This is a genomic window from Streptomyces sp. NPDC007907, assembly GCF_042959365.1.
In the GTDB taxonomy this organism is placed as follows: Bacteria; Actinomycetota; Actinomycetes; order Streptomycetales; family Streptomycetaceae; genus Streptomyces; species Streptomyces indiaensis.
Window position 1 is genome coordinate 176,296 of record NZ_JBIBKR010000006.1, and the last position, 11,885, is coordinate 188,180.

An 11,885-nucleotide genomic window follows, 5' to 3' on the forward strand; every position below is an offset into this window, starting at 1 on the left:
ATCTGGCTCGATCAGATTCACACGGGCCGTGACCCTGCGCATGTCGATCACTTACGGAGCGTAGTGCGCTGCTGTTCGTCGGCGGCTCCACCGGCCCCGACCAGGCCCGTGCGCATGCCCGTCAGCCGGTCCGCGAACCTCCGCATCTCGCGCTGGCCCACCGTCCCGATGACCGCGGGCAGATAGCCGCGCACCCCCTGCATCCCGCGCAGCCACCACTGCCCGTACACATGGCTCGACCGGCGCTCGATCCCCTCCACGAGCCGGTCCACGGCCGGCCCCAGCGGATACGTCTTGTTGGACGGCCAGGGCAGCCGCTGCCTCAACTCCCGCATCACGTCGTCCTGATCGGCCCCGCGCACCATGTCGGTGTCGGTCCACGACAGGTAGCCGACGCCCACCTTCACGCCCCGGTGCCCGACTTCGGCCCGCAGGCTGTGCGCGTACGCCTCCACGCCCGACTTGGACGCGCAGTACGCGGTCATCATCGGCGCCGGGGTGATCGCGGCGAGGGACGCGATCTGCAGCAGATAGCCCCGGCTGCGCGTCAGCAGCGGCAGGAAGGCGCGGGCGGTGACCGCCGAACCGATCAGGTTGACCTCGATGACCCGCCGCCACGACTCCGGGTCGGAGTCCGCGAACGGACCGCCGGTGGCGACACCGGCGTTGGCGACGACGATGTCGACCCGGCCGAAGCGCTCCTCGACCTCACCCGCCACGCGGACCATCGCCTCGTGGTCGGTGACGTCGGCGTGCCAGTGGTCGCTCTCGCTGTGCAGCCGCGCGGAGACCTGCTTGAGCGCGTCCGGCTCCAGACCGACCAGCGCCACCTTCACCCCGCGCGCGGAGAGCTTGCGGGCCAGCAACTCCCCGACGCCGCGCGCCGCCCCGGTCACGACGGCGACCTTGCCCTCGAGGTTCACCTTGCTCATGCGCTCTCCTCGGTTACGACCTGGATGTGTGCGTGGACGAGTTCCCTGATGGTGCCGCTGACCAGGTCGGGCGCCTCGACGGGCGTCATGTGGCCGATGCCGGGCAGCTCGGTGATCCCGGTGCACCGCGGCAGCGCGGCGGCCAGGGCCCGGGCCTGCACCGGCGGCGTCAGCCGGTCCGCCGTACCGACGATCACGGCGGTGGGCACGTCCAACTCCCGCACGCCGTGGTCGAGGTCCAGCAGGTCCAGCACCTGCGACCAGGAGTGGCGGACCGTGCGGGGGCAGGCGTGCACGATCCGGGCGCACGCCTCGATCATGTGCGGGCCCGAACCGGGGCCCATCGTGCCGTACTTGAGGATCCGGCGGGCCAGCGGCGTGACCGGCCCGAGCGGGGCGCGGGAGCCGAGGATCCGCCGGGTCAGCCAGGTGCGCGCCCGCCCGGCCCGCATCGGCACGACGGTGGAGGCCGCGACCAGCTGCGAACTGCCCGTGCTGCACAGCAGGACGGCGGCCGCGTGCGCCCGGAACGTGGCTCTCGCGGAGGCCGCCATCACCGTCATGCCGCCCATGGAGTGCCCCGCGATCACGGCCTGTTCACCGGGCGCGAGGGTGGCCGTGAGGACGGCTTCCAGGTCGTCGGCGAGCGCGTCGGCACTGCACGCGGGGCTCGCGGGGCTGCGTCCGTGGCCGCGCTGGTCGTAGGCGATGACCCGGTGGTCGGCGGAAAGGTCGCGCAGCTGGGCCGCCCAGAAGGCGGTGGAACACGTCCAGCCGTGGGCCAGGACGACCGCGGGCGCGCCCTCCGGCCCGTGGACCTCGACGTGCAGGCGGGCGCCGTCGGCGGAGACCGCGGTCAGTTCACGCGCGGGGGCGGGCGGGGCGTACGGACCGGAGTCGACGTGCAGGAGGCGGCTCACGCGTCCACCTCGGCCTTCCGCACGGCGCGCTGCTCCGGCACGGGGGCGCGCAGGACCTCGTACTCCGCGAGGTCCACCCGTCGCGTCGCCCGCCGGAACTCACCGGTGGTGCCGGGCCAGATGGTGGTGTTGCGGCCGCTCGCGTCGAGGTACCAGCTGGTGCAGCCACCGGTGTTCCACACGGTGCGCCTCATGCGTTCCTGCACCTTCTCGTTCCAAGTGCGCACGGCGTCCGGGCGGGCGTCCAGGGCGACCCGGCCGCCGAGCACGTCGAGCTGACGGACGTAGTCGGCGAGGTAGTTCAGCTGGGACTCGATCATCAGGATCATCGAGGAGTTCCCGAGGCCGGTGTTGGGTCCGATGATCGTCATCCAGTTGGGGAAGCCGGCCGCGGAGGCGCCGCGCAGGGCCTCCATGCCGCCCTTCCACGTCTCGGCGAGGGTCCGCCCGTCGGCGCCCACCACCCGCTCGGCGATGGGCATGTCGGTGACGTGGAAGCCGGTGCCGAAGACGATCGCGTCCACCTCGGCCTCACTGCCGTCGGCGGCGACGAGGGTCGAGCCGCGGACCTCGGTCAGCCCGCTCGCGACGACGTCCACATTCGGCTGCGCGAGCGCCGGGTAGTAGTCGCTGGACAGCAGGATCCGCTTGCAGCCGATGCGGTAGTCCGGGGTGAGCTTCGCCCGCAGGGCCGGGTCCTTGATGGCGCGGGCCATGTTGCGCCGGGCCAGGTCCTCGATGAACCCGAGCTGCTTGGGATGCTTGGTGAACGCCTGGACCTGCAACTCGCGGATGCCCCACAGCAGTCCGCGCCTGAGCTGCGAGGTGAAGGGCAGCTGCCGGTGCAGCCACCGCTCGGCGCCGCTGATGTTCCGGTCGATGCGGGGCATGACCCAGGGCGGGGTGCGCTGGAACAGGGTGAGCCGCGAGACGTCGGGCTGGATCGCCGGCACGATCTGCGCGGCCGAGGCGCCGGTGCCGACCATCGCCACGCGCTTGCCGCGCAGGTCGTAGTCGTGGTCCCAGCGGGCCGAGTGGAACACCTTGCCCGGGAAGGACTCCAGCCCGGGGATGGCGGGCACCTTCGGGTCGGACAGCGGGCCCGTGGCCGACACGACCAGGTCCGCCGACAGGTTCCCGCTGCTGGTCTCGATGTCCCAGCACAGCCGCTCGCCGTTCCAGGTCATCCGCTTCACCTCCGAGTCGAAGCGGAGGTGCGGCCGCAGCCGGAACACGTCCGTCACGTGCTCCAGATAGGCGCGGATGTGCTCCTGCCCCGAGAAGGTGCGCGGCCAGTCGGGGTGGGGCGCGAAGGAGAAGGAGTAGAGGTGCGACGGCACGTCGCACCGGCATCCCGGGTAGCTGTTGTCCCGCCAGGTGCCGCCGACACTGCTCGCCCGCTCCAGGACGACGAAGTCGGTGACACCCTCGCGGCGCAGCCGCACGGCCGCCCCCAGCCCGCCGAAACCGGACCCGACCACCGCGACCCGCACATGCTCGTGTTCACGCTCGCCCACGCCGACACCTCCACACACCACGAGAACCGTGCCAGTGAACACTGGCGCAGTGGGAGCGTAGGGCAGCGGCGTACTGATGGGTAGGGGGCGGGACAAGGAAGTTACCCGCAGTACGCCTTAAGGTGCCCAGGTGGCCGAGAAGCGTGAATACCGCATGGAAGAGCTGGCCCGCCTCGCCGGGATCACGGTGCGCACCCTGCGCTTCTACCGCGAGCGCAAACTGATCCCACCGCCCCGCCGCGAAGGCCGCATCGCCTGGTACGACGACCACCACCTGGCCCGGCTGCGCACGATCACCGCCCTGCTGGAACGCGGCCACACCCTCAACGGCATCGCGGAACTGGCCGAGGCGTTCGACCACGGCCGGGACGTCGGCGACCTGCTCGGCGTCGGCGGCCCCACCGAGGAGGAGCCGGTCCACCTCACCCCCGAGGAACTCGCCGACCACTTCGCGGGTGAGGCCACACCGGAGAACCTCGCCGCCGCCATGGAACTCGGCTACCTCGGCACCGACGGCGAGGAGATCGTCCACATCAGCCGCCGCCTGCTCGACGTCTCCTCGGCCCTCGTCCACGAGGGCATCCCCCTCGCGGAGGTCCTCCGCGCCGCCGCCCAGGTCCGCACCCACGCCGACGCCCTGGCAGACCTCTTCACCGACCTGGTCACCCGCCACACCACCCCCGAGGACCTCCCCCGCCTACGCCCCCTGGCCCGCAGCGTGGTGGAGGCGGAACTGTCCCTGGCGCTGGACCGGAGGATGCGCAGACCTTAGGGGGTTGTTTCTAGCGGTCGTAGACGACGGTCACGGGCGCATGGTCGGACCACCGCTCGGCGTGCGTGGCGGCCCGCTCCACGAACCCCTTCACCGCACGCTCGGCGAGCCCCGGGGTGGCCCCGTGGTAGTCGATCCTCCACCCGGTGTCGTTGTCGAAGGCCCGCCCCCGGTACGACCACCACGAGTACGGGCCCTCGGTGTCCGGGTGCAGGGCGCGGACGACGTCGACGTATCCGCCGTCGGCCGGGTCGAAGACGCGGGTCAGCCACTCCCGCTCCTCGGGCAGGAAGCCGGAGCTCTTCTGGTTGCCGCGCCAGTTCTTCAGGTCGGCCCGCTGGTGGGCGATGTTCCAGTCGCCGCAGACGAGCACCTCGCGGCCCTCGGCGGCGGCCCGCTCCCGCAGCCCCTTGAGATAGGGGAGAAACTCGCCCATGAAGCGTTCCTTCTCGTCCTGCCGCTCCGTGCCGACCTCGCCGGAGGGCAGGTAGAGGGAAGCGACGGTGACTCCCGGCAGGTCGGTCTCCACGTACCGGCCGCTGCCGTCGAACTCTTCCGACCCGAACCCGATCCGCACCCGGTCGGGCTCGCGGCGGCTGTACAGGGACACCCCCGCCCGCCCCTTGGCGGCGGCCGGCGCGTGCACCACGTGCCACCCCTCGGGCGTGCGGACGTGCTCCGGCAGCTGCTCCGGCTCGGCCCGCACCTCCTGGAGGCACAGCACGTCGGCTTCCGTCCCGGCGAGCCACTCCGCGAAGCCCTTCTTCGCGGCGGCACGCAGCCCGTTCACATTCACAGAGGTCACAGTGAGCACCCCGGCACGATACCGGCACACTGGACGAGGTCCAGTTCCGGATCGAATACGGTAGCGGCCATGCACATACGCCGGGTCTCCTTCGACCACCCCGACGCCATGAAGCTGAACGACCAGGTCCAGGCCGAGTACGCGGTCCGCTACGGCGACGACGGCGACGCCACGCCCATGGCCGCCGCGGACTTCGACCCGCCGAACGGCGTCTACCTGATCGCGTACGACGAGCACGGCACCCCCGTCGCCTCGGGCGGCTGGCGCGCCCAGGACACCAACGGCGAGGGCAACCTCGACGGCGACGCCGAGCTCAAGCGCATGTTCGTGGTCGACGGCATGCGCGGCCGGGGCCTGGCCCGCCGCATCCTGGCCGCCCTGGAGGAGGACGCCCGCTCGGCCGGCCGCCTCCGCATGGTCCTGGAGACCGGCACCAAGCAGCCCGAGGCCATCGCCCTGTACACGTCCAGCGGCTACGCGCCGTGCGCGAAGTTCGGCTACTACCGCTTCCACGAGGCGAGCCGCTGCTTCTCCAAGGATCTGCGGCCGACCGGCTGACGGGCACTCAGCGACGGCTCCGGTTGTGGCCCGCGTCACGAGGCGCGGGCCACAACCGCCCGTCGCGCACCGCCCGGGCCTGAACATACGTCAGAGCCCGGTCGGTTTCCCGACCGGGCTCTGAGCTGCGTGGACCTGAGGGGATTTGAACCCCTGGCCCCCTCGATGCGAACGAGGTGCGCTACCGGACTGCGCCACAGGCCCTTGCAACGAGTGAAACTCTAGCACCCCGATCGGCCTGCTTGGAAATCCGTTCCCCAGGGGCGGTCACCTGCGGCTTCGCGGCGCTACTCGTTGGCCGCCCGGGGGCGCTCCCCGTCCTCGTACTGGTCGAACAGCGGGGTGCGGCCGCGCTCCCGGGCCCGCCGGGCGGAGGCCGCGCGACGGGCGTCGGTGCGGCCGTCACCCTCGCCCTCACCGGTCTCCTGGACGGAGGGGTGCGGCTCGTCCGGGCGGTCGGCGCCGGTGGAGTCGCACTCGGCGTCCGGGGTCACCGTGCTCGACCGGGCAGCGCTCCAGGTGTCGGGGGCGCCGAGGTCCACGTCGCTGGTGGCGCGCGGGGCGACCGGGGCCGTCACATACGTCGGCAGCGGCACCGGCACCGGATCCCAGCTGTCGCCGCCCTGCCCGGGCGGCCGCCGGCGCTCGCGCTGCTGGTCGACCCACTCCGCGTGGTCGGTCTGCTCGACGAGGGCGCGCCGGTCGGCGGCGAGGGCCGACAGGCCGGGGTCGGTCACCGGCTCGGGTGCCTCCTCCGGCTCGTCGCTCCCCTCGTCGGCCAGGGCACGCCGACGGGGCTGGCGCTGCCGCTCGCGCAGGCGCTGGGCCGCCGCCTCGGCCATCCGGCGGTCCATCTGATAGGCGAAGCGGCGGCGCTCCTGGGAGCGCAGATAGGCGATGTAGACGCTGAGCATGATCGCGGGCACGCCGGGGGCCCACAGGAAGGCGAGCCCTCCGACCGCGGCGACGATCGCGCCGAGGGTGAAGGCGAGGAACAGCATGATGGTGGTGCGTCGGCGGCGCGCGAGCACCTTCGAGCGCCGGGCTCGTGCCGCGGCCGCCTGGTTCGCCTGCGCGGAGGCGTTGCGGCGGGCGGCGGGGACCCGTTCCCGGGGGCGCCCGGAGCGCGCCGCGTCGGGTGCGGGCGACTGCCGGGCCTGAGGTTCGGGGCTCGCCGGGCGGGCCGGCTGCTCCGGGGCGGGCGACGGTACGGGTGCCTGGGTCTGCGGACGGGTCTTGGACACGGCGAAGGCCCGGACGTCCACCGAGTCGGTGACGGCATCCGGGTCGTCGGCGTCCTGCTCCCCCTCGTCGGTGGAGCGCGCCCGCAGGTCCTTGGCGTACCGGCGCTCCATTCCCGCCCGTCCGGACAGCAGCCGGATGGCGGTGCTGAAGCGTTCCGTCGGACGGGCCTCGTTCAGCTCGTCCTGCCTACGGAGCCACATCGGCACCAAGTAGGCGGCCCAGGCCCCGACAATGACTGCGTAGATGAGGCCGCTGCTGCTCACGTCTCACACCGTAGAGGGGTTTGTGTGAGGCCATCTGCCAATTGAGCCGGTGTGTCGCACGATCTGGCTGATATTTCGAACTTTTTTTGTGACCGATGCGATCAGCAGGCCACCCGAGCCGGGAATTCATTGCCCCGAGACAGTCACTGCTCGATCAATTTCGAACATACATTCAATTCCCGGGGTGTGGTCGCATTCCCGGATTACTCCGCGACCGCGACCGGTGCCAGCGCCTCAGCAGCCCGTCCGGGACTTCCTCGGCGGTGAGGGCGAAGACGAGATGATCGCGCCATGCTCCGTCGATGTGGAGATAGCGCGGCCGCAGCCCCTCCTCGCGGAATCCGAGTTTCTCCACGACCCGGCGGCTGGGCCCGTTCTCCGGGCGAATGCAGACCTCGATGCGGTGCAGTCCGACGGTGCGGAAACAGTGGTCCACGACGAGCGCCACCGCCGTCGGCATCACCCCGCGGCCGGCCACCGACTCGTCCACCCAGTACCCGACGTGGCCCGAGCACATCGAGCCCCAGGTGATCCCGGCGACGGTCAACTGCCCGACCAGCCGCCCCTCGTACTCGATGACGAAGGGCAGCATCCGGCCCGCGTTCGCCTCCGACCTCAGATGGCGGACCATCTGGCGGAAGGTCGGGCGGTGCGTCATCGGACCGCCCGGTGTGGGCGGCGGGATCGTGGCCTCCCAGGGGCGCAACCAGTCGCGGTTGCGCCGGTTGACCTCGCGCCAGGCCCGCTGGTCGCGCAGCTTTATCGGCCTGAGGACGATGTCGCCGTCCACCAGCTCCACGGGCCAGGATGGGCTGTTCAGCTCGCACCCCCACTGCCGGGTCTGGGGTGGTCGCCGCCCCGGAGCTGTTCGACTGCGTGGACCAGCAGCGGTTCCAGGACGGCGAGGCCGTCCTTCACCCCGCCGCTGGAGCCGGGCAGATTCACGATCAGCGTGCCGCCCGCCACTCCGGCCAGGCCCCGGGAGAGCGCCGCGGTCGGCACCTTCTGGCGGCCGTACGCCCGGATGGCCTCGGCGATGCCCGGCACTTCGTGGCCGATCACGCGACGGGTCGCCTCGGGGGTGCGGTCGGTGGGCGAGATGCCCGTGCCCCCGGTGGTGACGATGACGTCGTAGCCGGCGTCGACCCCGGCGCGCAGAGCGGCCTCCACCGGGTCCCCGTCGGGGACGACCTGCGGGCCGTCGACCTCGAAGCCGAAGCCCTTCAGGCCGTCGGAGACCAGCGGGCCGCCCTTGTCCTCGTAGATCCCTGCGGCGGCCCGGTTCGAGGCCGTGACGACGAGAGCGCGGTACGTCATGACCGGCTCCAGTCGCCCGACTTGCCGCCCGTCTTCTGCTCCACCCGTACGTCCGTGATGACCGCTCCCTTGTCGACCGCCTTGACCATGTCGATCACGGTGAGCGCGGCGACGGAGACCGCGGTGAGGGCCTCCATCTCGACGCCCGTGCGGTCCGTCGTCTTCACGGTGGCCAGGATCTCCACGGCGTCGTCCGCGACCGACAGGTCCAGTTTCACACCGGACACCGACAACGGGTGACAGAGCGGGATCAGGTCGGGGGTGCGTTTGGCGCCCATGATCCCGGCGATGCGCGCGGTCGCGAGGGCGTCGCCCTTGGGTACGCCCTCGCCGCGCAGCAGCTCGATCACACGGGGCGAGACGAGGACGCGCCCGCTGGCCCGTGCGGTGCGCGCGGTCACGTCCTTCTCCGACACGTCGACCATGCGGGCGGCGCCCGCCTCGTCGATGTGCGTCAGCCGTTCCGGCGTACGGCCGTCGTGCGGGGATGGGTCCTGCGTGCTCATGCTGTGTGGCGCTCCCGGTCCGGGCCCGTCGCGGTGCGGCGCATGGGCCTGTTGTGCGCGACACGGTACCCCCAACCAGGGGCTATCGGCCGAGCAGGACCACCTCGACGTCGGTGCCGGGTTCGACGGAGACGGTGTCCTCGGGGACGGCGATCAGGGCGTCCGCGTGGGCGAGGGCCGCGACCAGATGGGACCCGGCGCCGCCGACCGGCGTGACCTTGCCGTCGGCGTAGGTGCCGCGCAGGAACTGCCGACGGCCCTTCGGGCTGGTCAGCGCCTTGTCGGCGGACAGCGTCGCCCGGGTCGTCGGACGGTGGACGTCCTTGAGCCCCATGAGGGTGCGGATCGCGGGGCGGACGAACAGCTCGAAGGAGACGTACGACGACACCGGGTTGCCGGGCAGGGCCAGCAGCGGGGTGTGGTCGGGGCCGATGGAGCCGAAGCCCTGGGGCTTGCCGGGCTGCATGGCGAGCTTGCGGAACTCGATGCCGCTGCCCGCCTCGTCCTCGTCCGCGACGTGGGACAGGGCCTCCTTGACCACGTCGTACGCACCGACGCTCACGCCGCCGGTGGTGACCATCAGGTCCGCGCGGACCAGTTGGTCCTCGATGGTGGAGCGCAGGATCTCGGCGTCGTCGGCGACGGCCCCCACGCGGTAGGCGATGGCCCCGGCGTCGCGGGCGGCGGCGGTGAGGGCGAAGCTGTTGGAGTCGTAGATCTGACCCGTGCCCAGTTCGGTGTCGGGCTGGACGAGTTCGCTGCCGGTGGAGAGCACCACCACCCGCGGGCGCGGGCGCACGCGGACCGTGCCGCGGCCGATGGCAGCGAGCAGGGAGATCTGGGGCGGGCCGAGGACGGTGCCGGCCGCCAGGGCGCGGTCGCCGGCCTTCACGTCGCTGCCCTTGGCGCGCACGTGTGCGCGGGCCTCGGCCGGGCGGTACACCAGGACGTGCCCGGTGGCGCCCTCGGGGGCGAGGCTGCGGGCGCGCATGCCGTGGACCGGGCCCTCGCCGAGACCGCCGTCGGTCCACTCGACGGGCACGACCGTCTCGGCGCCGGCCGGCAGCGGGGCGCCGGTCATGATGCGGGCGGCCTGGCCGGGGCCCACGTGCAGCAGGTCGGCCTGGCCCGCGGCGACGTCCCCGACGACCTCCAGGGCCGCCGGGAACTCCTCGCTCGCGCCCGCGACGTCCGCGACCCGTACCGCGTAGCCGTCCATCGAGCTGTTGTCGAAGGGCGGCAGGGACACCGGCACCGTGATGTCCTCGACGAGGACGCAGCCCTGGGCGTCGAGCAGGTGCAGCTCGATGGGCTCCAGGGGCCGGACGGTGGCGAGGATGTCCTCCAGGTGCTCGTCCACCGACCAGAGGTGGTCGGGGCCGCTGTGGTCCTGGCCGGTGACGTGGGGCGCGGCGCTGCTCAACGTGCTACATCTCCTCGGCTACGTAACTGCGAAGCCAGGTCCGGAAGTCCGGGCCCAGGTCTTCACGTTCGCATGCGAGTCGGACAATGGCACGCAGGTAGTCGCCGCGGTCGCCGGTGTCATAGCGGCGGCCCTTGAAGACGACGCCGTGCACCGGGCCGCCGATCTTCTCGTCCTCGGCGAGCTGCTGGAGGGCGTCGGTGAGCTGGATCTCGCCGCCGCGGCCCGGCTCGGTCCGGCGCAGTATCTCGAAGATGTGCGGGTCGAGGACATAGCGGCCGATGATGGCGTAGTTGGACGGGGCGTCGGCCGGGTCGGGCTTCTCGACGAGGCCGCTGACCCGGACGACGTCGCTGTCCTCGGTGGTCTCCACGGCCGCGCAGCCGTAGAGGTGGATCTGCTCCGGGGCGACCTCCATGAGCGCGATGACGCTGCCGCCGCGCTGCTCCTGGACCTCGACCATGCGCTGCAGCAGCGGGTCGCGGGGGTCGATGAGGTCGTCGCCGAGGAGGACCGCGAAGGGCTCTTCGCCCACGTGCGGGGCGGCGCACAGGACGGCGTGGCCGAGGCCCTTGGGGTCGCCCTGGCGGACGTAGTGCATGGTCGCGAGGTCGCTGGACTCCTGCACCTTGGCGAGACGGCCGGCGTCGCCCTTCTTCTGCAGAGCCGACTCCAGCTCGTAGTTGCGGTCGAAGTGGTCCTCGAGGGGGCGCTTGTTGCGGCCCGTCACCATGAGGACGTCGTCGAGACCCGCCGCGACGGCCTCCTCGACCACGTACTGGATCGCGGGCTTGTCGACGACCGGCAGCATTTCCTTGGGGGTGGCTTTGGTGGCCGGCAGGAACCGGGTGCCGAGGCCTGCTGCGGGAATGACAGCCTTGCTGATCCGAGGGTGCTGAGTCATGTGCGCCACCCTATCCGGTGCCTTTGCATGGAATCTGCGACTCCGGTTCATAGACGCTCATATGAGCGTATTGCCATACTACGGGAGCAACCTTTGAGGCCTATCGCACGTCCGGGCGAGCCTGACAAGCGGAGTTTGCGACGCGAGTTCCTCGCGGTGAGGAACAGGTTGACGGCGGATGACCTGCGGGAAACGTCGGCCGCTCTGGCCAGGCAGGCGCTGGGGCTACCCGAGTTGGCAGAAGCCGACACGGTCGCGGCGTATGTCTCCGTGGGGAGTGAACCCGGCACCCTCGCGCTCCTGGACGCTCTGCGCGCTCGGGGCGTGCGCGTGCTGCTTCCGGCTCTGCTGCCCGACAACGACCTCGACTGGGGCGCGTACGAGGGGCAGGAGTCGCTCGCCCGGATCCGGCACGGCGGCAGGATGGCCCTCTTCGAGCCCGTCGGCGAACGCCTCGGGCCGGACGCCGTGACCACCGCCGACGCCGTGCTGCTGCCGGGGCTCGCGGTGGACGCGCGCGGGATGCGGCTCGGCCGGGGCGGCGGCTCGTACGACCGGGTCCTGGCGCGGCTGGAGCGGGCGGGCGCTCATCCCGCCCTGGTGGTGCTGCTGTACGACTCCGAGGTCGTCGAGCACGTCCCGGAGGAGCCGCACGACCGGCCGGTGCACGCGGTGGTGACCCCGTCCGGCGTACGGCGGTTCCGCCCCGCGCCCTGACGCCGG

13 protein-coding genes and 1 tRNA gene are annotated in these 11,885 nt (G+C 72.0%); 3 read left to right on the plus strand and 11 right to left on the minus strand.

The window, feature by feature from the left end; all coding sequences use genetic code 11:
* Positions 1-47 precede the first annotated feature (47 nt).
* The 3 genes from ACFZDI_RS25240 to ACFZDI_RS25250 are packed head-to-tail and all read right to left on the minus strand — an operon-like array spanning position 48 to position 3,369.
* A complete protein-coding gene (locus ACFZDI_RS25240; protein ID WP_234847902.1) occupies positions 48-932 on the minus strand; it encodes an SDR family oxidoreductase in 885 nt (294 codons plus the stop codon).
* A complete protein-coding gene (locus ACFZDI_RS25245; protein ID WP_234847903.1) occupies positions 929-1,852 on the minus strand; it encodes an alpha/beta fold hydrolase in 924 nt (307 codons plus the stop codon). Before ACFZDI_RS25245 ends, ACFZDI_RS25240 begins: the two co-directional genes overlap by 4 nt.
* Positions 1,849-3,369 carry an NAD(P)/FAD-dependent oxidoreductase gene (locus ACFZDI_RS25250; RefSeq protein ID WP_234847904.1) on the minus strand — a complete coding sequence of 507 codons (1,521 nt, stop codon included), beginning with the start codon at positions 3,367-3,369 and terminating at the stop codon, positions 1,849-1,851. The genes ACFZDI_RS25245 and ACFZDI_RS25250 overlap by 4 nt, the downstream gene beginning before the upstream one ends.
* 130 nt (positions 3,370-3,499) lie before the next feature.
* Between ACFZDI_RS25250 and ACFZDI_RS25255 the strand changes: the two genes are divergently transcribed.
* Positions 3,500-4,141 carry a MerR family transcriptional regulator gene (locus ACFZDI_RS25255; protein ID WP_344367919.1) on the plus strand — a complete coding sequence of 214 codons (642 nt, stop codon included), beginning with the start codon at positions 3,500-3,502 and terminating at the stop codon, positions 4,139-4,141.
* A gap of 10 nt (positions 4,142-4,151) precedes the next feature.
* On the opposite strand, the gene ACFZDI_RS25260 is transcribed toward ACFZDI_RS25255, so the two are convergent.
* Positions 4,152-4,955 (minus strand): exodeoxyribonuclease III, encoded by an 804-nt coding sequence (locus tag ACFZDI_RS25260; RefSeq protein WP_391253426.1) that lies wholly within the window; start codon positions 4,953-4,955, stop codon positions 4,152-4,154.
* Positions 4,956-5,015: 60 nt separating this feature from the next.
* Here ACFZDI_RS25260 and ACFZDI_RS25265 point away from each other — a divergent pair, with 60 nt between their 5' ends.
* The gene (locus ACFZDI_RS25265; protein ID WP_234850482.1) at positions 5,016-5,504 is read left to right on the plus strand and encodes a GNAT family N-acetyltransferase; all 489 of its coding nucleotides are present in this window, start codon (positions 5,016-5,018) and stop codon (positions 5,502-5,504) included.
* A gap of 130 nt (positions 5,505-5,634) precedes the next feature.
* Here the strand turns inward: ACFZDI_RS25265 and ACFZDI_RS25270 are convergent.
* The 7 genes from ACFZDI_RS25270 to galU form a co-directional block, all read right to left on the minus strand.
* Positions 5,635-5,708, minus strand: a tRNA-Ala gene (locus tag ACFZDI_RS25270).
* 83 nt (positions 5,709-5,791) lie between these two features.
* Complete coding sequence (gene glpR / locus ACFZDI_RS25275; protein WP_391253428.1) at positions 5,792-7,012, minus strand: gephyrin-like molybdotransferase receptor GlpR; 1,221 nt, start codon at positions 7,010-7,012, stop codon at positions 5,792-5,794.
* Positions 7,013-7,184: 172 nt separating this feature from the next.
* Positions 7,185-7,805, minus strand: coding sequence for a GNAT family N-acetyltransferase (locus ACFZDI_RS25280; protein WP_234850491.1), 621 nt, complete (start codon positions 7,803-7,805; stop codon positions 7,185-7,187).
* A gap of 23 nt (positions 7,806-7,828) precedes the next feature.
* Complete coding sequence (locus ACFZDI_RS25285) at positions 7,829-8,329, minus strand: molybdenum cofactor biosynthesis protein B (protein WP_234850484.1); 501 nt, start codon at positions 8,327-8,329, stop codon at positions 7,829-7,831.
* Entirely contained in the window at positions 8,326-8,835 is a 510-nt protein-coding gene (gene moaC, locus ACFZDI_RS25290) for a cyclic pyranopterin monophosphate synthase MoaC (protein ID WP_234850485.1), read from the minus strand. The genes ACFZDI_RS25285 and moaC overlap by 4 nt, the downstream gene beginning before the upstream one ends.
* 82 nt (positions 8,836-8,917) lie before the next feature.
* Complete coding sequence (glp, locus tag ACFZDI_RS25295) at positions 8,918-10,258, minus strand: gephyrin-like molybdotransferase Glp (protein ID WP_391253431.1); 1,341 nt, start codon at positions 10,256-10,258, stop codon at positions 8,918-8,920.
* A 4-nt stretch (positions 10,259-10,262) separates the two neighbouring features.
* Positions 10,263-11,162 carry a UTP--glucose-1-phosphate uridylyltransferase GalU gene (gene galU, locus ACFZDI_RS25300; protein WP_391253433.1) on the minus strand — a complete coding sequence of 300 codons (900 nt, stop codon included), beginning with the start codon at positions 11,160-11,162 and terminating at the stop codon, positions 10,263-10,265.
* Between the two features lie 168 nt (positions 11,163-11,330).
* Between galU and ACFZDI_RS25305 the strand changes: the two genes are divergently transcribed.
* On the plus strand, positions 11,331-11,879 hold the full coding sequence (locus tag ACFZDI_RS25305) for a 5-formyltetrahydrofolate cyclo-ligase (RefSeq protein ID WP_391253435.1): 549 nt from the start codon (positions 11,331-11,333) through the stop codon (positions 11,877-11,879).
* The last annotated feature ends 6 nt before the right edge of the window (positions 11,880-11,885 follow it).